At 47.5% G+C, this 21,518-nt stretch carries 18 protein-coding genes; 14 read left to right on the top strand and 4 right to left on the bottom strand.

Annotation, left to right across the window (positions count from 1 at the left end):
- Nucleotides 1–31: 31 nt before the first annotated feature.
- The 3 genes from DDZ15_RS03590 to glmS form a co-directional block, all read right to left on the bottom strand.
- Complete coding sequence (locus DDZ15_RS03590) at nt 32–472, bottom strand: heavy-metal-associated domain-containing protein (RefSeq protein ID WP_109644971.1); 441 nt, start codon at nt 470–472, stop codon at nt 32–34.
- A gap of 218 nt (nt 473–690) precedes the next feature.
- The gene (locus DDZ15_RS03585; protein WP_109644969.1) at nt 691–1,254 is read right to left on the bottom strand and encodes a helix-turn-helix domain-containing protein; all 564 of its coding nucleotides are present in this window, start codon (nt 1,252–1,254) and stop codon (nt 691–693) included.
- A gap of 59 nt (nt 1,255–1,313) precedes the next feature.
- On the bottom strand, nt 1,314–3,155 hold the full coding sequence (gene glmS / locus DDZ15_RS03580) for a glutamine--fructose-6-phosphate transaminase (isomerizing) (protein ID WP_109644967.1): 1,842 nt from the start codon (nt 3,153–3,155) through the stop codon (nt 1,314–1,316).
- Nucleotides 3,156–3,249: 94 nt separating this feature from the next.
- Between glmS and DDZ15_RS03575 the strand changes: the two genes are divergently transcribed.
- The 8 genes from DDZ15_RS03575 to DDZ15_RS03540 all read left to right on the top strand — a co-directional run bounded on the left by DDZ15_RS03575 (nt 3,250) and on the right by DDZ15_RS03540 (nt 12,241).
- Nucleotides 3,250–4,470 (top strand): putative sugar nucleotidyl transferase, encoded by a 1,221-nt coding sequence (locus DDZ15_RS03575; RefSeq protein ID WP_109644965.1) that lies wholly within the window; start codon nt 3,250–3,252, stop codon nt 4,468–4,470.
- A 100-nt stretch (nt 4,471–4,570) separates the two neighbouring features.
- The gene (locus DDZ15_RS03570; RefSeq protein ID WP_109644963.1) at nt 4,571–6,061 is read left to right on the top strand and encodes an SLC13 family permease; all 1,491 of its coding nucleotides are present in this window, start codon (nt 4,571–4,573) and stop codon (nt 6,059–6,061) included.
- Nucleotides 6,062–6,083: 22 nt separating this feature from the next.
- Nucleotides 6,084–8,306 carry a carbohydrate binding family 9 domain-containing protein gene (locus DDZ15_RS03565; RefSeq protein WP_146198508.1) on the top strand — a complete coding sequence of 741 codons (2,223 nt, stop codon included), beginning with the start codon at nt 6,084–6,086 and terminating at the stop codon, nt 8,304–8,306.
- Nucleotides 8,307–8,420: 114 nt separating this feature from the next.
- Nucleotides 8,421–8,846, top strand: a complete 426-nt coding sequence (locus DDZ15_RS03560) for a cupredoxin domain-containing protein (RefSeq protein ID WP_109644959.1) — start codon at nt 8,421–8,423, stop codon at nt 8,844–8,846.
- Nucleotides 8,847–8,858: 12 nt separating this feature from the next.
- Nucleotides 8,859–9,425, top strand: coding sequence for a YceI family protein (locus tag DDZ15_RS03555; RefSeq protein WP_109644958.1), 567 nt, complete (start codon nt 8,859–8,861; stop codon nt 9,423–9,425).
- 8 nt (nt 9,426–9,433) lie between these two features.
- On the top strand, nt 9,434–10,282 hold the full coding sequence (locus DDZ15_RS03550) for a DUF5777 family beta-barrel protein (protein ID WP_109644956.1): 849 nt from the start codon (nt 9,434–9,436) through the stop codon (nt 10,280–10,282).
- Nucleotides 10,283–10,446: 164 nt separating this feature from the next.
- Nucleotides 10,447–10,998 carry an RNA polymerase sigma factor gene (locus DDZ15_RS03545; protein WP_278336120.1) on the top strand — a complete coding sequence of 184 codons (552 nt, stop codon included), beginning with the start codon at nt 10,447–10,449 and terminating at the stop codon, nt 10,996–10,998.
- Nucleotides 10,985–12,241 (top strand): hypothetical protein, encoded by a 1,257-nt coding sequence (locus DDZ15_RS03540; protein ID WP_109644954.1) that lies wholly within the window; start codon nt 10,985–10,987, stop codon nt 12,239–12,241. The genes DDZ15_RS03545 and DDZ15_RS03540 overlap by 14 nt, the downstream gene beginning before the upstream one ends.
- Nucleotides 12,242–12,323: 82 nt before the next feature.
- Here DDZ15_RS03540 and DDZ15_RS03535 read toward each other — a convergent pair whose 3' ends face one another.
- Nucleotides 12,324–12,893: a DUF420 domain-containing protein gene (locus tag DDZ15_RS03535; protein WP_109644952.1), complete on the bottom strand. Its 570-nt coding sequence runs from the start codon at nt 12,891–12,893 to the stop codon at nt 12,324–12,326.
- Between the two features lie 567 nt (nt 12,894–13,460).
- Between DDZ15_RS03535 and DDZ15_RS03530 the strand changes: the two genes are divergently transcribed.
- The 6 genes from DDZ15_RS03530 to DDZ15_RS03505 all read left to right on the top strand — a co-directional run bounded on the left by DDZ15_RS03530 (nt 13,461) and on the right by DDZ15_RS03505 (nt 21,505).
- Nucleotides 13,461–14,105, top strand: coding sequence for a cytochrome c3 family protein (locus DDZ15_RS03530; protein ID WP_109644950.1), 645 nt, complete (start codon nt 13,461–13,463; stop codon nt 14,103–14,105).
- A 62-nt stretch (nt 14,106–14,167) separates the two neighbouring features.
- Nucleotides 14,168–17,203 (top strand): TAT-variant-translocated molybdopterin oxidoreductase, encoded by a 3,036-nt coding sequence (locus tag DDZ15_RS03525; protein ID WP_109644948.1) that lies wholly within the window; start codon nt 14,168–14,170, stop codon nt 17,201–17,203.
- Nucleotides 17,204–17,237: 34 nt separating this feature from the next.
- Entirely contained in the window at nt 17,238–18,674 is a 1,437-nt protein-coding gene (gene nrfD / locus DDZ15_RS03520) for an NrfD/PsrC family molybdoenzyme membrane anchor subunit (protein ID WP_109644946.1), read from the top strand.
- Between the two features lie 12 nt (nt 18,675–18,686).
- Nucleotides 18,687–19,238: a DUF3341 domain-containing protein gene (locus DDZ15_RS03515; protein ID WP_109644944.1), complete on the top strand. Its 552-nt coding sequence runs from the start codon at nt 18,687–18,689 to the stop codon at nt 19,236–19,238.
- A gap of 54 nt (nt 19,239–19,292) precedes the next feature.
- Complete coding sequence (locus DDZ15_RS03510; protein ID WP_109644942.1) at nt 19,293–20,279, top strand: c-type cytochrome; 987 nt, start codon at nt 19,293–19,295, stop codon at nt 20,277–20,279.
- Between the two features lie 26 nt (nt 20,280–20,305).
- A complete protein-coding gene (locus DDZ15_RS03505; protein WP_109644940.1) occupies nt 20,306–21,505 on the top strand; it encodes a hypothetical protein in 1,200 nt (399 codons plus the stop codon).
- Nucleotides 21,506–21,518: the final 13 nt, after the last annotated feature.

The raw sequence follows: 21,518 nt of genomic DNA, 5'->3' as shown, positions 1-21,518 counted from the left end.
AGCTTCTTTTCCTCTCTTTCCCTCTTCTCCTCTAACCTATTCTCTTTTTTTTTTGCCGAACCACAGAATAGCCGGCGTCATCGATACGCTTTGCAATTTCATCGGCGTCAGTCCGGCCGGGATCAAAGCTAATAAATGCCCTGTTGGTAGCAAGATTCACATTTGCATCCGTAACCCCTTCTGTTTTTAACGCAGCTTTTTCAACGGCAGCCGAGCACCCAGCACAGTGCATTCCTTCAATATCGAAAGCAACCTCTTTTACGGCGGGATCTTCAGCAAGTTCATAGCCGGCATTTTCGACGGCCTTTTTAACCTTCTCCGCAGGGAAAACTCCTTCGTATTCTATAGACGCCGACTCTGTGGTAAGCTGTACCGATACGTTCTGTACACCATCAACTTTCCGGATCGCCTTTTCAACAGAGTTCACACATCCTGCACAGTGCATGCCATCGATTGTTATACGTTTTTTCATGCTTTTCTATCAATTAAATGCGAGCGTTAGCCTGTCATAATGAGTACCGCTGATCGCCCCTCTCCCGGGTAGTGATCATTGTGGGTAACAGGGACATGAAACGAGTTTGAGTCACATTCCGGGACTCACGTTCATCCCAGCTGGTTTCGGCCTTTAAGATAGGATGATTTTCCTTTCCGGGGTTACAGTAAGGAAATCCAGTTGTGTAAAATTTTTGGCTAAATCTGATCCAGAGCCTTGCGCCCCGATATGTTGGCCCTGAGATACTCAGTAACGGTTTGGCCTGTAACTTTTTTAAACTGGTTGGAGAGATATTGCACACTGCTGTATTTCAGTTTCCACGCTATTTCGCTCAGCGTCCATTTTCTGAAATGCAGTAGTTCTTTCACACGCTCAATCTTCAGCCGTATCAGGCAGGTTTCGATGGTGATACCCGTCTGATCGGAAAAGACGTTACTAAGGTAGGAGTAGTTGTAGCTGGTATGCTCTGAAATAAATACCGAAAGTTTATTGGGATTCTCGGAATTCTCAACATGATCAATGTACCGGATCAACATCGCCCGCACCAGGTTCACAAGCTCCGATTCACGATCTTCAACCCTTTCAAAACCTTTTGAAAGAAGTTTCTGGTCAAGAAGATGCAGCTCATTATCCGTTAGTTTTCGGGCTGTATGGGCAAAGCCAAGATCTACTTCCTCCACGGGAATAGACATGTCTGCAAGGATACCGGCAACCGATTCGATGCAGCGTGGGCAAACCATATTTTTTATCGCGATTTTCATATCACCTATAACGGTTCAATCCCGCAAGATCGTTTCAGGCCACCCTTCAGATCCGCACTTTACTCCACGGTAACGCTTTTGGCGAGATTTCGGGGCTGATCTACGTTGCAGCCCCGGTTCACGGCAATGTAATAAGAAAGCAGCTGCAAAGGAATAACCGTGAGAAGCGGAGAAAAACAATCGTAGGTGGATGGAATCGAGATCGAGAATTCAGAGAGTTCTTCCACATCGCTGTTCTCTTTATTCATGATCGAAATAATTCGTCCTTTGCGAGCCTTCACCTCTTCGATATTGGATATCATCTTGTCGTTTGTGTGATCGGTGGCGGCAATTACCACCACAGGCATCATCTCGTCGATAAGAGCGATGGGGCCGTGTTTCATCTCGGCTGCGGGATATCCTTCTGCATGTATGTATGAGATCTCCTTAAGCTTAAGCGCCCCTTCGAGTGCAACCGGGAAATTATAGCTTCGGCCCAGATAGAGAAAGTTAGGGGCGTAAGTAAACAGGCGAGCCATTTCACGGGTTGTTTCATCACACTCCTTCAGAATCTGCTCCACCTTACCCGGAATCTGATCGAGCTCTTTAATATACTTTTTGGCTTTCTCTTTGGTGATTGTACCCTTTCGCATTGCAAGCTCAAGTGCCATCATGGTCAGCACCACCACCTGTGCCGTAAAAGCTTTGGTTGATGCCACACCGATTTCGGGTCCCGCATGGGTAAATACACCCGCATCCGTCTCACGGGAGATGGTGGACCCTACCACATTACAGATTCCCAGCACCAATGCACCGCGCTCCCTGGCCTCTCTGAGGGCTGCAAGCGTATCTGCCGTCTCACCGCTTTGCGAAATAACCAGAAGTACGTCGCCTTCACCAATCAGCGGATCCCGGTACCTGAATTCGGAAGCATACTCAACCTCAACCGGAGCCTTTGCCAGGTACTCAAACAGGTACTCACCGACAAGAGCTGAATGCCAGCTGGTTCCGCATGCTGCGATGACAATTCGGTTCGCTTTTACAATCTGATCCATTACATCTGCAACACCGCCAAGCTGTACGGTTCCCTTTTTGGGATTGATGCGGCCCCTGAGACAGTCCGCCAGCGCTTTCGGCTGTTCGAAGATCTCCTTAAGCATAAAGTGTGGATATCCTGCTTTTTCAATCTCATCCAGGCTGATTGCCAGTTCATGAACCTCTTTGGTGAGGCTCACATCCTCAATGGTTTTTACCTCATAGCTGCTCCGGTCAACCACCGCCATCTCGCCATCATCCAGATAAACCACTTTATTGGTGTACTCTACAATTGGCGAGGCATCGGATGCAATAAACATCTCATTGTCACCGATGCCCAGCAGCAGCGGTGAACCTTTTCTGGCAATATAGATTTTACCCGGCTCCTCAATATTCACGATTGCAAGGCCGTATGTGCCAACAATTTGTTTGAGCGTAAGGCGGATTGCCTGCTCAAACGATATATCTTTTGATTTTGAATAGATCTCCTCGATCAGCTGGGCGATAATTTCGGTGTCGGTCTGGCTTTTGAACGTTCTTCCGTTATCGGATAATTTTTTCTTGAGAGACCCGTAATTTTCGATAATGCCGTTATGGACCACGGCTACTTTGCCCGATTCGCTCAGGTGCGGATGAGAATTCACATCATTCGGCTCGCCATGAGTAGCCCAACGGGTGTGGCCAATCCCGATATTCCCTTTTACCCCGTTAACTTTTATTAATTTTTCAAGGTTTACCACTTTTCCCTTGCCCTTCTGAATGCTCATTTGACCATTCAAAATGGCAACGCCTGCAGAGTCGTATCCTCTGTACTCCAGACGCTTCAGTCCTTTAACAAGTACATCTCCTGCATCTCTGTCACCAACGTACCCTACAATTCCGCACATAATACCTTTTCTTTTTTGTACCTATTTATTGTTATTCTCAAGCTGCGTTAAATTACAAATACTGAACCGATAAAAAATCAAGAATCTTCTAATAATGAATATTGATTACTGCCTGTTTGAAGATGAGTTCCTGGATAATTTTCATCCCCTTACGCTTACCCGGCCGATGTACGATCTGCGCGTGGGAGTTTTTACGCTGGCAGAAAAGTGGTCGTATGCCCTGAAGTCAGACCGGGATTTTTGCGGTCCCCTGCGCGAACATTTAAAAGGGGTTTTCCCGGAACCTGAACTTAAAAACAAACCGGACGGCGTACTTTGGATTAATCCGAGATATGTGCCGTTACCCGTTTTAGCTGATAGAGTTAGGGATCTGGACATGATGGAATATATCACTCACGAAGGCATACTGGTCGCCGCCCTGGTGGATCTTAAAACACATCGCTCTTGGATGAAGAAGGGCATACAGCTGAACTCGTTCAAGGGTGCACAACAGGAGCTTCACGAAACGGAGCTTGTCATCCTAAAAAATATCTGGGAGCTCTTTCAGATGAACGGTGAGCAGATCTTGTTCGACATCAGCATCTCAGGTAAAATTGCTTATGGAGAAGAGGATATCTTTCCGCACACGGTTTTCACGAATCCTGACAGAATCTACATCGAAGAGGGAGCGAAAATTGAGCCCGGTGCCATGCTGCTGGCAGATAACGGACCGATCTACATCGGAAAAAATGCGCATATCATGGCCAATTCCATCATTAGAGGCCCTTCTGCCATATGTGAAAAGTCGGTTGTAAAAATGGGTGCCAGGATATACGAAGACACGACAATCGGTCCCGTTTGCAAGGTAGGAGGTGAAATATCGAATTCTATATTTCATTCATACTCCAACAAAGCGCACGACGGATATGCGGGTAATTCCGTTTTTGGCCAGTGGTGCAATCTGGGTGCCGACACCAACACATCGAATCTCAAAAACAACTACAGCTCCGTGAAAGTATCCGACTGGAAAACGGGCCGTGATACAGATACGGGCCAGCAATTTATCGGTACCATCATGGGAGACCACAGTAAAACGGGTATCAACTCGATGCTGAATACAGGCACTCTTTGCGGTGTATGCTGCAACCTTTTCTCCGACGGGTACCCCCCCAAACATGTCCCCTCATTCAGCTGGGTAAGCGGGCACGACATGGTGCCCTACCATTTTGAAAAAGCCGTTGAAGCCATGAGCCGAATGATGGAACGAAGGTCAATAACGCTTACTCCCGCGTATGAGAAGATGATGAAAGCCATTTTTGAATCAACCAGTTTCTAAATTTTTACACAGCCGATAACTTTCCTTAGGGGTAGGCAGCTTTGGCGCTGTCTATCCTCTGAATATTGAAACAACCATCTACCAAACATAACATGACGGAATGAATCTGCGGTTTTTCGATTCAAATCAGCTCGGCTTTATCCTGGGTATTGTGTTCTTTGTGGTGCTTCTCATGGTGCCGGCGCCCGCAGGCCTGGAGGGTGCTGCCTGGAAAACAGCCGCCGTTGCCGCCCTGATGGCTACATGGTGGATATCGGAAGCCATACCTATTTATGCAACCGCACTGTTGCCGATTGTACTTTTTCCCGTTTTAGATATAGCCGTTATCTCCGACACAACGGCACCCTACGCAAACCCATTGATATTTCTGTTTATGGGTGGCTTTATAATTGCCATTGCCATGCAGAAATGGAACCTGCACAGGCGCATTGCTTTGAGGATTGTCCATTATGTGGGTGTAAAACCAACCTCCATAATCATCGGTTTTATCATTGCATCCGCTTTTCTGAGTATGTGGGTCAGCAATACAGCAACCGCATTGATGATGCTTCCCATAGCCATGTCGGTGCTGCAAATTGCCGAAGAAGATCCTGATGGGTCCGGAGCCGCATCGGGCAGCGGAGTCGCCAATTTTCAGATCGCCCTTATTCTGGCTATTGCCTATGCGTGTAATATCGGAGGCATCGGCACGCTTATAGGAACTCCGCCCAATGCCCTTCTGGCGGCCTTTATGTTTGAGACCTACAGTATTGAAATTGGTTTTGCGCAGTGGCTTCTCGTCGGTGTTCCCTTGATGCTTATTATGCTGCCTGTGATGTTTGTGGTGCTCACCAAGTTCACTTATCCCATCGCGCTCAAAGAGCTGCCCGGTGGCAGCGGTATTATTGAGGCACAGCTTGAGAAGCTTGGGTCTGTTACAAAACCGGAGATTCGCGTTGCAGCCGTATTTGTGATTACCGCACTTTTATGGATTTTCAGACCACTACTGAGCGGTGCGGTTCCGGGTTTGTCGGATGCAGGCATCGCCATAGCTGCAGGGGTTTCCCTTTTTATCATTCCGGGCGGAACCGATTCGGGCAGGAGGCTGATTACATGGAGTGACCTGAAGGAACTGCCGTGGGGAATTCTAATTCTGTTTGGAGGCGGATTGAGCCTTGCCATGGCGATCAGCTCTTCGGGCCTTGCTGCATGGATAGGTGAAGCGGTAAGCGGACTGGAAGCGATACCCCTGTTTCTTCTGCTGCTGAGTACCATTGCCATTGTGGTGTTTCTGACGGAGATCACAAGCAATACGGCTACTGCTGCGGCATTCCTACCGATCCTGGCATCCTCGGCCCTTGGCATCGGACAAAACCCAATGCTTTTTGTTATTCCGGCCGCCGTTGCGGCAAGCTGTGCATTTATGCTGCCCGTTGCCACGCCTCCCAATGCCATCGTGTACGGAAGCGGCAAGGTAAACATCCCCGATATGGCAAAAGCAGGATTATGGCTGAACATCTTTGTTTCATTTTTGCTCACCATTGCGTGCTATACCCTGTTGGGATGGGTTTTTGGAATAGAGCCGAACATGGTTCCGGACTGGGCCAGATGACATGTATTAATTGAGAAAACTGATGATTCAAATACGAAACTGCCTGCTCCTTCTCCTGCTTCTCTTCCTGCAGTTCTTGTCACAAACCGCCCGTGCCCAGGACGGCTCTGCATGGAACCTTCCGAAACTTACCGGTGATATTGTTATTGACGGACATGTGGATGAAGAGGCGTGGTCGGATATCGCTCCGCTTCCCATGACGATGTATCAACCCGTTCACAGGGGCGAAATGAGTGAAAAGTCGTTGGTCCGCGCAGCCTATGACAATGAGTTTGTCTATTTATCCGGTGTACTTCACGACTCAGATCCGGACAAAATTGTAGCCAACAGCCTTTATCGCAACAGCTACAGCGGTGATGAAACATTTGCCATTATCCTGGACTCCTTTAATGACAATGAAAACGCAAAATGGTTTTTCGTAACTCCGACAGGAAACCGGATCGATATGCTCATATCGAAGGATTCTGAGGGAGAGAATACCATTAACAGAAACTGGACTACGTACTGGGACGCAGCTGCGCGGATTACGGATCAGGGGTGGGAGGTTGAAATCAGAGTTCCTTTTTCAAGCCTTGGCTTCACAAAAGAGAGCAACAGCGACGAAGTGATCATGGGGCTTATTGCCTATCGATGGATGGCCCGACAGGCTGAGCGGCACATTTTTCCCGATATAGCTCCGGAGTGGTCAAGAGGATTTACAAAACCTTCTCAGGCTCAGAAAGTGCGAATGACAGGGATTGACTATGAAAAGCCAATTTATATCACACCCTACCTCCTCGGTGGCGCGGAACAGCTTTACAGCCTCAATGATAACGGAGACAGGTACTCCCGCACTACAGACTACACGACCGAAGCAGGGCTCGATATCCGATATCCCGTCACGGCGAACCTGAATCTGGATGTAACACTGAATACAGATTTTGCCCAGGTGGAAGCGGATGAAGCGCAGGTGAACCTGTCGCGCCAGCCGCTCTTTTTCCCTGAGAAGCGACAGTTTTTTCAGGAGCGGTCCGACATTTTTGATTTTAACCTGGGGGGAAATAATACACTTTTCTACAGCAGGCGTATCGGTCTGGCGCAGGGTCAGCCCGTTCGGATTTACGGCGGCGCCCGTCTTGCAGGCCGATCGGGCAAGTGGGAGGTTGGCATGCTGAATATGCAGACCGAAAAAATAGCCGATATCAATCTGCCTTCAGAAAATTTTGGCGTACTGAGAACACGGCGGGATATCGGTACCGAATCGCACGCAGGAGGTATTCTTACCACCCGGCTTGGCGCAAACGGTGAGTACAATATCGGTACCGGTTTTGATCTGCTGCTTAATTACACGGGCGATCATTTTGTTGACCTTAAGTATGCGGCAACCTTCGACAGCGGTGCAGAAGGTGCATTCAGCCCTTTCTCCAATGGCCTTATCCGCTTTAATCTTCATCGCCAAACATCCAGCGGATTCTTTTATCGGTTTACCGCAAAGCGATCGGGTGAAGGTTACAAACCTGCCATGGGATTCGAATCAAGATTCAACTACACCCTTTATGATGCGCGCATCAACTACGGATTCTTTCATGGTACCACATCACCGCTGAGAGTCACCACTCCCCAGCTACGGTATTTTGTAACTTTCCGGAACGAAGATCGCAGTGTTGAATCCATGCTGGTAGAAAATTCGTGGGATTTTAACTTTAAAAATAATACCGAGCTGAGGTTTACCGCCAACTGGTGGTATGAAGATCTGAGGCAGCCGCTCTTTTTCAGCGATGATACGTTTGTTGATCCAGGCAGCTACTCATTCTTCGGAGCCGAGGCCAATTACAGAATGAACAGCGCCACGGCACTGCGATCTGATCTTGCGGCAAAACTGCTCACTTTTTATGACGGGTATCAATATTCCGTATCCCTGAGTCCCACCTGGAATCAGTCGCGACACCTGGAGCTCAGCGGAGGATTCGAAATCAACTATTTGAATTTTCCCGACCGAAATCAGAGCGAATATCTGAACGTATTCCGTTTGAGAGCACTCGCGGCGCTGAATATAAAAGTATCGTTGCAGATCCTAAGCCAGTACAACCTCCTATCCAGACGCATCAGCACCAATGCACGTTTCAGATATAATTTCAGGGAGGGTCATGATTTATGGATTGTACTGAGCGAAACGATGAACACTGAACGCGACAGGGTTATACCGGCCCTTCCAGCCTACCAAAACCGGGTTCTGCTGGTCAAGTACACCTATACATTTTATTGATAAAAAATCTATTTCTGATTAACAGGCAACCCTTTATCTGATGTCACTGTATGGATTGAGTAGACTCCCCAGGTTCTAAAACGCCTGGCTTCAATCCAACTAAAACCATCAGATATGATACTATCCCGAAAAAATTCGTCCAAATTCAGTTCTGTACTATCACTTATTGCAACCAGTCTGTTTCTATCCTTTCTGTTTTTCAGCTGCAGCGGTACCAGCAGTGGTGTAGATGATTCGGATGATAACGGAAACGGAATGGAAGGCCCGGGACCCAACGAGGTCTGGATGGTTAACAGGGCTTTTACTCCCGCCACGCTCGAAATAGAACGGGGAACCACGATCACCTGGCAGAACGAAAGCAGTGAAGTCCATACCGTAACCAGCGGTTCAAACCGGAACCATGATGGCTTGTTCGACAGCGGCAACATCTCCCCGGGCAGTACCTTCTCATATACATTCAATGAAACCGGCACGTTTGACTACTACTGCATACCCCATCCCGGGATGAACGCATCCATAGTGGTCGTTGAACCGCAGTAAGCATCCCATAAAATGATACGACATCTGATCTCAGCCGTTTTACTCCTGGCCGGATACCATGCCATTAACACATCGGGTCCGGTTTACGTCACGGAATCGGGACATGTAACCTTCACCTCGAGTGTTCCCCTGCACTCATTCAGCGGTGAGTCGGATCATCTGACCGGCATGATAGATCCTGACAGCAACCTGGTGGACTTCTACCTGGATTTAAAAACTCTGAAAACAGGCATCCGAAAGCGCGATTCCGATATGTATAAAACGCTAAATGTGGAAACCCATCCCTTTGCAGAGTTTACGGGTACACTTGACAATCCGCTGGATCTAAGCTCCGGTGAACATCAGTCGGTTGAGGTTACCGGAACCTTTACGATAAATGGTATCCAAAGGGAAAAAAGTGTGGAAGGCACGATCAGCAAACAGGTTGATAGCATCTATCTGAAAGCTTCTTTCACCATAAACCTGGATGATTATGAAATCGAGCCACCCGGAATTCTTTTCTATCGCGTAGATGAAACCCAGGAAATTGATATTAATACTGAATTGACTCCCCGCGCCAGGGACTCTGTATATAACTGAGGAGAAAGATGATGAAACCGTTGACAGTGAGCATAGTAGTTTTCCTTACAATCAATCTGATTGCTCCCCAAATTACCGAAGCGCAGCTCAAACGGGAACGGGCAGCTCCCGAAGATGAAAAAATCATTCAGTTTCAGGCCCCTGTAAATATTGGCATATCCACGGTATATAATATTCCTAAAGGCAACTTATATACCACAATAGCCCATACGTTTGGGCTTGTAAACAGCGGTGTGGAACAGTTTTTCGGTCTTGACCAGGGAGCCAATACACGACTCGGGCTGGACTACGGGGTATTCGACAATCTTTCCGTTGGAATAGGAAGAATGACGTTCAATAAAGTGGTCGACATCAGAGGAAAGGTTCACTTCCTCCGGCAGACTGAGTCAAGCAGTGTTCCTCTAAGCCTTGCCATGAAATTATCGGCGGCGGCAAACACGACACCTGATATCGGACTTCAAACAGATGAACGGCTGAGCTATCTCATTACTGCCATGATTGCCAAAAAAATCGATGAATTCAGCATTCAGGTATCACCCATGGTCTCACATTTTAATACTGTTGCCCCCACAAACCCGAACCAGCTGTACGGGATCGGTATCTTAATGGACTATAACCTGTCAGAGCGATATTCATTGAGTGCTGAATATCTGCCTGTAATTGGAAACCGGAATACAGGAACCAAAAATACCGGAGCGGTAGCAATCAACATCAATACCGGCGGACACGTTTTTCAACTTTACCTTTCAAGCTCTCAGTGGCATAATGAGCAATTTATCATGGCAAACAATAGGGAAAGTTTTCTGGAAGGCGACATCAGGTTTGGATTTAATATTCACCGGACTTTCAGGCTCTAGATTCCAAAACATTGAATCCCGCTGTGCACCCGTTGCAGGAAAATTTAAGAATGACCAGAAATTAGAATTTGAGAGGCAACCCTTTATTGTATGAGTTTGTATCAGTAGATAGAGGTAACCATTTTATTGGATGACCTCTTCATATTAATACAGAGATTCGGAATTTGTTCGACTCGATCATAAAGGGATGCCGTAAAAGAGATCGCAGCAGCCAGAAGAAGCTGTATGAGCAATTCTATGCTTACGGAATGAGCATCACCCTTCGGTATGCTGATTCGAGAAATGAAGGCGCTCAGATACTGAATGACGCATTTCTGAAAGTCTTTGAAAATATCAGCAGTTATGATACCGAAAGACCTTTTAAACCTTGGTTCAGGCGCATTGTGCTGAATACAGCCATTAACCACTACCACAAGACCCAAAGAGACTCATTCAGAAACCATGAGCAGTTTTCGGAGGGGATGTCTCCCATTGAGTCGACTGTAATCAGTGCCATTTCATACCGGGAGCTGATTGAAATAATTCAGCAATTATCCCCGGGCTACAGAATGGTTTTCAATCTTTACGTGATTGAAGGTTACACTCACAGAGAAGTTGCGGATCAGCTGAATATTACCGAGGGCACATCCAAGTCGAACCTTTACAAGGCAAAGCAAAATCTCAGAATCCTCTTGAACAAAAATATAAATCAAGAAAAGGTTAATGAATCACTCTGATACCGATAATGACATGGATCCGATGGAGCAGCTTTTTCGTGAAAAAGCTGGCGAGTTTGATATCGAATATCAGGAATCGGATTGGAAAGCTCTTGAACCCGGTCTTGACTTGATGGATGCCAAAGCCGCAAGGCTGTTCAGAATCAGGCTGATTGCTGCTGCTGCAGTTTTTTTAATCATGGTTTTCAGCTATTTCATTTTCCAGGGTACCGGTACAGAAAATGAGCTCCCCGAACAAATTGCTCAATCCGAACAGAACGATGGTATTGAATCCGGGAATTCTGGCAGCGAAGTCACAGTTAATTCGGATTCGGTGATCCCGGAAGCAGATGCCACTGAACAACACCATCCCGATACCCAATCAGGCATCAGTCGTGATGCCGGAAAGATAATTTCCGATTCTGATCCAGCAGAATCACAATTGGATGAAATAGCATATCCTTCGGAATCTGATGGACAAATTGCGCAATATCTAACGGATGCTTCTTCCATTAATCCGCTTCCTGTTTATGCAGAGTTTAACAATCAGTTCTATCAGCCTGAAATAGATCTTTATTCGGACCGACTAGCCACTATTGTAATGGATAGCCCGAATGGATCCACTTTCTTTAGCCAATCAGGTGAATCAGGGCATGCTCAATCTGAACGGGTTCAACGATCACGCATGACTGCGGGACTTGTTATGTCACCGGATGTGACCGGGGTCGGTTCTGTTTCAGGGTTTCGTACACCGGGTTATAAAGCCGGAGCTATTCTTGAATATGCACTTACCAAACGGTTGTCAATTTCCCTGGGTGTCATACAAACCGAAGTAAACTACCGTGCATCTGCCTCTGAATACAACCCCCCGTACTACTGGCAGCCGGGAGCTTCCCCCTCTGAAATTATTGCCACTTGTCTGATGCTCGATCTTCCGGTTACGCTTAAGTACAATCTGTTTAACTTCACCCGGTCACGGATATACAGCTCGGCCACACTGTCATCATATTACATGCAAAACGAAGATTACAGTTTCCAGTACAGTGATAATGTAAACGGCGGACTCGAGGGATATAATGAAAATACAAACAAAGCATACTTGCTCAGCAGTGCCGGGATTTCAGTCGGGTATGAGTTTGACCTGAATCAAAATTTTTCATTACGTGCGGAGCCCTTTTTACGCCTCCCTTTGCGAGAAGTTGGATGGGGAAATGCAAGGTTGTACTCGATGGGGACCTTTATTTCATTAAATTATCGTATCTAACCGTTAGCCCGGTTCACTTCCTGTGCAGCCTTCCTTACTCGAATAGTGACTGTAATGCTTTATCCCGTTAAAGAAGGATAATCTATACATATGCGTTCAGCATAAAAAAGATTACCACTCCGGTTACCGATACGTAGAGCCAGATTGGAAGAGTCCACTTTGAAACTTTGCGGTGCGTCTTGAATTTTCCGGAGAAAGCAAAATAGTAGCTTGTAAGAACCAGCGGTACAACAAAAGCAGACAGGATGATATGTGAAATGAGAATGGTGAAATAGACCACTCTTATGTTTCCCTCTCCGGGAAAAGGTACATGACCTATATTATGATGATAAACCAGGTAGCTGATCAAAAAGAGTGATGATGTTATAAACGCCGTCAGCATCAGCTTCATGTGCGTTATATATTTCTTTTTCCTGATAGCGATAAAACCCGCTATGATCAACACGGTGCTCGCACTATTCAATGCAGCATTGAGAGCCGGAAGATTGGCAACCCATGCCGCAGTATCCTCAGCGGTATCCCTGAAATAGATCAGCCATATCAAAAACAGAAAAGCCGCAACGCTCACGAGCATGATCATGCCTAATGCCTTGGGCACGCTGAGATTTTTCAGAAATTGAACGGTTAACTGTTTATTTAAAGATGAATCCATGCTGACCAGAGTTAGAAAATGACAAAAACCTTGTTTGAATTTGGCAGCAGATCAGTCTGAACATACGTTATCTGATCTGCGGAGGTTCGATTGCAATTTATTTAACGGGGATGATCCGAACTTCACGTTAAGTAATCATGAAGTTAAGCAGAGAAGCCCGAAATACGCACAGAACAGGCAGTCGTCTCCATCCTTTTTCAAAGGTAATTGATTTCCGCCCATTCATAAATCTACGAACCGTAAACCATTTTACCATTCATCACCATTCCTAATACCTTTGAGTACAGTCCTTTTTGGCTGTGGGGGCACTGTTAAAATCAGTAGAATCGACCGTTTATCAAATACGAAAAAAGAAAACCGATAATTCTGCATTTTTATGGGGCTTGCCATATATTCAATCACCATCAGGCTTCCTGAAATACGAAGCTCAACATCTATTTAGAATGAGTTTAAATATCCGGCTATTATTCATGAAAGGTATGAGGATTTTCAAGATTTTCGGTACCTTCTTGCCGGCTTTGCTCAGGCAGAATACTTACAAGTAATTGAACATTCTCAACTGAATTTATGGCTCAGATTTTTCCCAAGTGGGCAAACGGTGCCCCGAAACGAATTCTCATTGGTGCTATTGTCTTTTTAAACGCTGCAGTCTTCGGAGTCTGGTACTTTTTCTCTCCTGAATTTACCGATGTAGGGTATGCTCCTGAACAGCCTGTTCCATTCAGCCACAAAGTGCACGTTGGTCAGCTTGGTATGGATTGCCAGTACTGCCACACACAGGTAGCCGAATCGAAGCATGCAAATATACCCGCCACGCAGACCTGTATGAACTGCCACAGCCAGATCCGAACGGATGCGGAAACACTTGAGCCGGTTCGTCAGAGCTGGGAAACGGGTGAACCGATTGAGTGGGTTCGGGTGCACATGCTGCCAGACTACGCCTATTTCAACCATGCGGCCCACGTAAATGTGGGGGTAGGCTGTGAATCATGCCATGGGCGAATCGATCGTATGGAGGTTGTGTACCAGGCTGAACCACTCAGCATGGGATGGTGCCTCGACTGTCACAGGGAACCGGAGAAACATGTCAGGCCCGTATCAGAGGTTACCACCATGGGATATGTAGCGGATAATCAGCTGGAACTTGGTTTGGAACTTGTGGCCAAGCACAATATCAATGCCCCGACGTACTGCCAGGGATGTCACTATTAATTTATATGATTTCGGAACAGGCAACTTTAATCCAACGATTTTTAAATAATATTCTGTAAAGAATGAGTGATCAGCCGAACCAAACCACGTACTGGAAGAGTTTAAGCGAACTTGCCAAGAACGAAGAGTATAAAAAATTTACCGAAAGGGAGTTCCCGGAGAACGCAACAGAAATGACCGACCAGGTCTCCCGCCGAAGCTTTCTTCGAGTTATGGGCGCATCTATCGCGCTTGCAGGATTTGCCTCCTGCCGCAAACCCGTTCAGAAAATTCTGCCCTATACCCGTCAGCCCGAAGATGTTGTTTTAGGTAATCCGAACTTTTACGCAACATCTATGCCGTTTCAGGATTCCGTAACCGGGCTTTTGGTTACAAATAATGAGGGGCGCCCCACAAAAATTGAAGGGAATCCAGACCATCCCGCAAGTGCCGGACGCACCAGTATTTTTCAGCAGGCCGGAATTCTGGAAATGTATGATCCCGACCGGTCCCGCTCACCGCGCCGAAACGGAGAGACGGTATCACAAGAAGATTTTATAGCGTTCGCATCTGAGCATTTTGCCGACCGCAGCCGAAACATCCTATTTATTGATGAATACACCTCTTCTCCCACGTATCACAGACTGAGGGGAGATATCCTGAACCTCTTTCCAAATGCGGAGTGGGTTTCTTATGAGCCTTTTTCGGATGCGAGTGCCCTTGAAGGAACACGCATTGCCTTTGGCCGGCGTCTGCGCGCTGTAAATCACTACGACCGCGCAAACCTGGTTGTTTCTCTCGACCATGATTTTATGAGCCCCCACGCTGACAACAACAGCGTTGAAAATGCGGTAAAAATTACAGGCACCCGTAAAGTGACCGGCACCGGCGATGATATGTCGCGTTTCTATTGCGTGGAAAACACGTTTACAAATACCGGTTCATATGCCGACCACAGGCTGAGGCTCAAAACCTCTGAAATTGCCCCCTTTACCTTTGCGCTTGCATCACGTCTTTCTCAATCGCTGAGCGGTTTGTCTGCCTTCAGCGGCGTAAATAATGCGTTCAGCGATCATGACTGGATCGGTGTGCTTGCAGACGAGCTTCTAAGCAATCGCGGTGATTCTATTCTGACCGCCGGCCGTGAACACTCAGCGGAGGTACATGCAGCGGTTGCGGCCATGAACCGCGCTCTCGATAATGCGGGTTCTACCGTAACATATCACACACTGCCCTATCGGGAGAATCGAAATGAAATGACTGCCTTCACCGAAGCAGTTGAAAGAATGCGCTCCGGCCTGTACGATACAGTGGTGATGGTTGGCACCAATGCAGGGTTCAATACTCCTGCCGATATGGATTTTGAGGACGCCCTGCGCAATACCGGGACCAAAATTCACCTTTCCCTCTATTATGACGAAACTTCCGCATTAAGCGACTGGCATGTAAACCGGGCTCACTTTCTTGAATCGTGGGGTGACGGCAGATCCTACACGGGTCACCGAAGTGTGATCCAGCCGCAAATCCAGCCGCTTCACAACGGCATCAGTGACATAGAGATGCTTGACATTATTATAAACGGACAGCAGCCATCGGGCTATGACCGTGTACGGGAAACCTGGCAGGGCTTTGTGACCGGAAACTTTGAAACACGCTGGGAACAGATTCTGCACGACGGCCTCGACGAAAACGACCCGTATGCAGCGGTTAATGTATCCCCTTCCGGTAATTTTGCATCCGAAATCACCCCTGCCCTGAGTGCAGAAGGGATAAATGGAATAGAGATTAACATCAAACCTGACGCCACACTGTTTGACGGACGTTTTGCAAACAGCGGATGGCTGCAGGAGCTGCCTGAACCCATGACTAAAATCACATGGGACAATGTGGCATTGATGAGTCCCTCAACGGCTCAGGCTCTTGGAATTCCACCAGAAAGAGATTTTGACTCCAATGAAACTCCCACCGTTCGAATTTCGGCGGGCACCGGGTCCGTTGAAATTGCCGCATGGGTGCAACCGGGTCACGCTGATGACTCCATTACACTAACCGTGGGTTACGGACGGCAGAATCTTGGCCGTGTTGCTGACGGCGTAGGCGTAGATATCTATCCCCTGCGTATCAGCAGCGCCATGTTTTATCAGGAAGCCAGCGTGGAAGTTACGGGAGGCAGCTATGAGATTGCCTGTGTTCAGGATCACCACAGCCTGGAGGGCCGTGACATGATCCGTACAGCAACACTCGAAGAGTACCGCGAGAAGCCGGACTTTGCCACATATAAAAGTATTCACGGGTATGAAGTACCCGGTATTGAGGAAGCTGAAGAAGAGGGTGATGAACGCGGGCCTATATCCCTTTTTGAGGAGCAGTACGGCCCGGATTATCAGCCGCAGTGGGGTATGGCCATTGACCTGAATGCATGCTTCGGATGCGGTGTGTGTACGATTGCGTGCCAGGCAGAAAATAACATCCCCGTAATTGGCAAGCGGGAAGTGGGCAGACGCCGAATTATGCACTGGATTCGCACCGACCGCTACTACGAAGGTGACCAGGACAATCCAAGAGCTTATCATCAGCCCGTACCCTGTATGCACTGCGAACTGGCCCCCTGTGAGCAGGTTTGTCCGGTAGCAGCCACCACACACAGTGAAGACGGCATGAACCAGATGACCTATAACCGATGTATCGGTACCCGTTACTGTGCCAATAACTGTCCGTTCAAGGTCCGCCGATTCAACTTCTTCAACTATACAAAAGAGTATCTGACAACCGGCGACGATCCGGAAATCATCCAGATGGCGATGAATCCGGAAGTAACTATCCGTTTCCGCGGTGTGATCGAGAAGTGCAGCTACTGTGTGCAGCGCGTGAACCGGGCCAAGATTGAAACAAAGATTGCCACCGGGTCCAAAAAACCGGCTGACGGTACCGTTCAGACGGCTTGTCAGCAGGCGTGCCCTGCCAACGCCATCAGTTTTGGCGACCTGACCGACAGACAGAGCAGGGTGTCAGTCGACAAGCAAAATGACCGAAATTATGTGATGCTTGAAGAGATAAATGTTCGTCCGCGAACATCCTATCTTGCCAAACTACGAAATGCTAATTCAGAATTGGCTTAAGCCAGCCAGGATATATAATCGCAACTGATTGAACATGAGTAAAACGTACGAATACGTTCCGGAACCTGCCTTGGTGAAGGGAAATCACAATTTCAACAGCATTACCGAGCTGATAACGGATATCAATATCCGTCCAACACCCAAATTGTGGTATGTGGCATTTGGTTTTGCCAATCTGCTGCTGCTTGCGCTTCTCGGTTCAATCGGATATCTGATCTGGGAAGGAACCGGTATCTGGGGCCTGAATGCCCCTGTTGGATGGGGTTGGGCCATTATCAACTTTGTATGGTGGGTGGGTATCGGCCATGCCGGAACGCTCATTTCAGCGATCCTTTTTCTGTTCCGGCAGAACTGGAGAACGGCCATTAACCGTTTTGCTGAAGCGATGACCATTTTTGCGGTGATGTGTGCGGGTATCTTCCCGGCCATTCACGTAGGTCGAATCTGGGTTATTTACTGGGTATTTCCCATTCCGAACCAGATGGCAATGTGGCCCAATTTCAACTCTCCCCTGCTCTGGGACGTATTTGCCGTTTCAACCTACTTTACCGTATCCCTTCTTTTCTGGTATGTTGGTCTTGTGCCCGACCTGGCTACGGTTCGTGATCGCATCAAAAGCAAGGTTGGAAAAGTTCTCTACGGTACTTTTGCACTCGGCTGGAGGGGCAGTAACCGCCATTGGTGGAACTACGAAAAATCGTACATGATTCTTGCCGGGCTGGCCACTCCGCTGGTGCTTTCTGTACACACCATTGTATCCTTCGACTTTGCCGTATCCATCATACCGGGTTGGCACACAACCATTTTCCCGCCCTACTTCGTTGCGGGGGCCGTTTTTTCAGGTTTCGCCATGGTGCTTACACTGATGATCGTTTGCCGCAAGATATACGGACTTGAGGATATCATGACGGACGACCATATCGAGAAGATGAATATCATCATACTGGTTACCGGTACGATGGTTGGATTCGCTTATCTGATGGAGTTTTTCATCGCATGGTACAGCGGCGTTGAGTATGAGAAGGCTATATTTATTCTCAGGGCAACCGGTCCCTACGCCTGGGCATACTGGATTATGATTACATGTAACGTTCTGTCTCCGCAGTTCTTCTGGTCGAAGAAATTGCGGCGCAACGTTGCCTTTACATTTATCATATCGATCGTTGTGAATATCGGTATGTGGTTTGAACGATTCGTTATTACGGTTACATCACTTTCAACCGACTTTCTCCCCTCATCATGGGGGTATTACTCACCCACATTCTGGGACGTAATCACCTATGTGGGCACATTCGGCCTGTTTTTCACATTCTTCCTCCTGTTTCTGCGGTTTCTGCCGATGGTTGCCGTGGCGGAGCTTAAAGCAGTACTGCCGCAAGCCGACCCGCACAACTATGACGAGGAAACCGGGGAGTACAAAGAGCCAGAAGTGACGGTACCGGAACCCACTACCACACAGGAATCAGCCTAAGACTATCACGCTATGAGCCAGCAAATAACAAATAACAACCTGTACGGCGTACTTGCTGAATTCAAAACACCGAAAGAGCTGATGGATGCCGCCAGACTGGTAAACCAGAACGGCTACAGACATTACGACACGTTCAGTCCGTATCCGATTCACGGAATGGATCGCGCCATGAGCCTTAAAAAATCAAAACTGGGGTGGATTGTTCTCAGTCACGGACTGCTTGGGTTTTCCGGTGCACTGGCCATGATTTACTGGATGATGGTGGTAGACTATCCGCTCAACATCAGCGGCAAAACACTTATGAATGTGCCGGCATGGATACCGGTAACCTTTGAACTTACCGTTCTCTTATCGGCATTCGGGGCGGTATTCGGGATGTTTTTTCTGAATGGATTGCCCAAACTGAATCACCCGCTGTTTAATTCTGAGAATTTTAAAAAAGTAACGGACGACGGTTTTTTCGTCTGCATTGAATCTGAAGATCCTCAATTCGAATCGGAAAAGGTTCAGAAGCTGCTCCAGGATGCAGGTGCTGCTACCATTGAAGAGATTTACGAGGATTGAAAGGTGCAAATCAGAACCATACTTTAACGTTTTCCACACAGAACTCTACGAATTATGCTTACACCCATAACCCGCTTATTTGCTCTTTCGCTGGTTGCGCTGACGCTTATGTCTTGCAGGGGCCAGACTTCGGAGAAACCTCCGGTACATCCGAACCTGAATATGGATTTTCAGGATCGCTTCAATGCCCAGGAGGAGAACAGTTTCTTTGCTGACGGAAGAGCCATGAGAACACCTGTGGAAGGCACCGTTGCCCGCGGTAATCTCCGTCAGGAATCTGAGATTTTTGAAGGCCTTGATGAGAACGGTGAGTTTGTGGACTATATTCCCGTGGACGTAACCCGCGATTTTCTCGAACGCGGACGCAATTCCTATGAAATTTACTGCACAGTTTGCCATGGCGGCACCGGAGACGGGCGCGGAATCGTTATGACGGGCAATTACGGATATGTACCGGCCCCTACATTTCATTCTGAACGGCTAAGGGGCCTTCCGGATGGTGAGATCTATTCAGCTATTGCCAACGGCGTTAGGAATATGCCTTCGTACGCATCACAGATTAAGGTAGAAGATCGGTGGGCCATTGTTACCTATGTACGGGCACTGCAGCGCAGCCAGTATGTTCCTGAAGAGCAAATGCAGCAATTTGATGTTGACCTGGCAGAGCTCAGATCAGAATTTACAGAAGAACAGGAGCGTCAGCAGGCTATGGCTGAAGCGCGCGAGGCGGCTTCAGCAGAAGAAGAAGTAACGGCCCAGCGCGGTGAGCGTCTCTATGTGCAAAATGCATGTAATGCCTGCCACTCTGTTGACGGGTCTGCAGTTGTGGGTCCCTCCTTTGCGGGACTTTATGAAAGCGAACGAAACTTTACGGACGGAACATCAGCCATTGCCGATGATGCGTATATCACCGAGTCGATCGTACAGCCCGACGCTAAAATTGTTGAAGGCTATCAAAACGTAATGGCCAACTACAGCTATCTGTCAGAAGGCGAGATAGAGTCTATCATTGAGTTTATTAAAACTCTATCCGACAATTAACACTGAGCGAATAAAAGACAAACTTCATGGCTTCAAGTAGTCCTACATTAACCGATTCAGTCCAATTTCCGGCTCAAATGGATGTCGCCAAAACCTTTTACGGTATAGGCATCGTTGGCCTCATAGCCAGCAGTTTCGGATTTTTCCTGAACAGCAAGCAATTCTTTTACTCGTACCTGACCAGCTTCACGTTTTTCACCAGTATTGCGCTGGCATCGCTGATTTTGGTTATGATTCACCACGTTACCAAATCGTCGTGGGGCACGGTGATGCGGCGCATTCCGGAATCCTTTCTGGCCAATATCGGTATCTGGTCTGTCTTCATGATCCCCATTCTGCTTGGTATGACCAGCCTTTACAAATGGACCAGCACGGAGTATGTGATGAACGACCCTATCATGGTTGGGAAAATTCCTTACCTGAATGAGCCGTTCTTTGTAATCAGGCAGTTTATCTATTTCGGAATCTGGGGTTTTCTGGGCCACAAGCTGCATAAAATCTCTGTGGAAATGGACCGGACCAACGATTGGGGGCTCACTGTTCTGTTAAGGAAATTCAGCGCACCCGGCATTCTTATCTTTGCCATAACCGTAGCCTTTGCAAGTTTTGACTGGCTGATGTCGCTCGACGCACACTGGTTCTCCACTATGTTCGGCGTCTATTTCTTTGCCATGAGTTTTCAGGCGCTGTTTCCGGTGATCATTCTGATGGTTCTCTGGATGCAGAAAAAAGGTATCCTCAATAACACGATTGGCCAGGCACACATCTATGACCTCGGAGCCTGGCTGTTTGGGTTTACCGTATTTTACGCATACATCGCATTCAGTCAGTTTTTGCTGATCTACTATGCAAACATACCTGAAGAGACGCTTTGGTACTATCACCGTCTGGAAGGCAGCTGGGCATTCATTACCTATGGACTTCTTATCGGACGGTTTATACTGCCGTTCATACTGCTGCTTAACAGGGAGCCAAAGCATAATAAAAAGCTTCTCACGTTTGTTTCGATACTTATTATAACAATGCACCTGATCGAACTGCACTGGATCGTAATGCCTGTTATTCACTATCACGGATTTACCCTGAGCTGGCTCGATGTGACGACCTTCATCGGTCTCGGAGGAATCTTTATGGGTCTTTTCTTTCACAAGTTTCGAAGCCATAACATGGTTCCGGTCAATGACCCGCAGCTCTCAGAGTCGCTTAACAAACACTATCATCACTAATTTTTAGCGCGAT

It is taken from the genome of Rhodohalobacter mucosus (genome assembly GCF_003150675.1).
GTDB lineage: Bacteria > Bacteroidota > Rhodothermia > Balneolales > Balneolaceae > Rhodohalobacter > Rhodohalobacter mucosus.
Note: the sequence above shows the minus strand (reverse complement) of the source record. Positions and strands in the feature narration are given on the sequence as shown.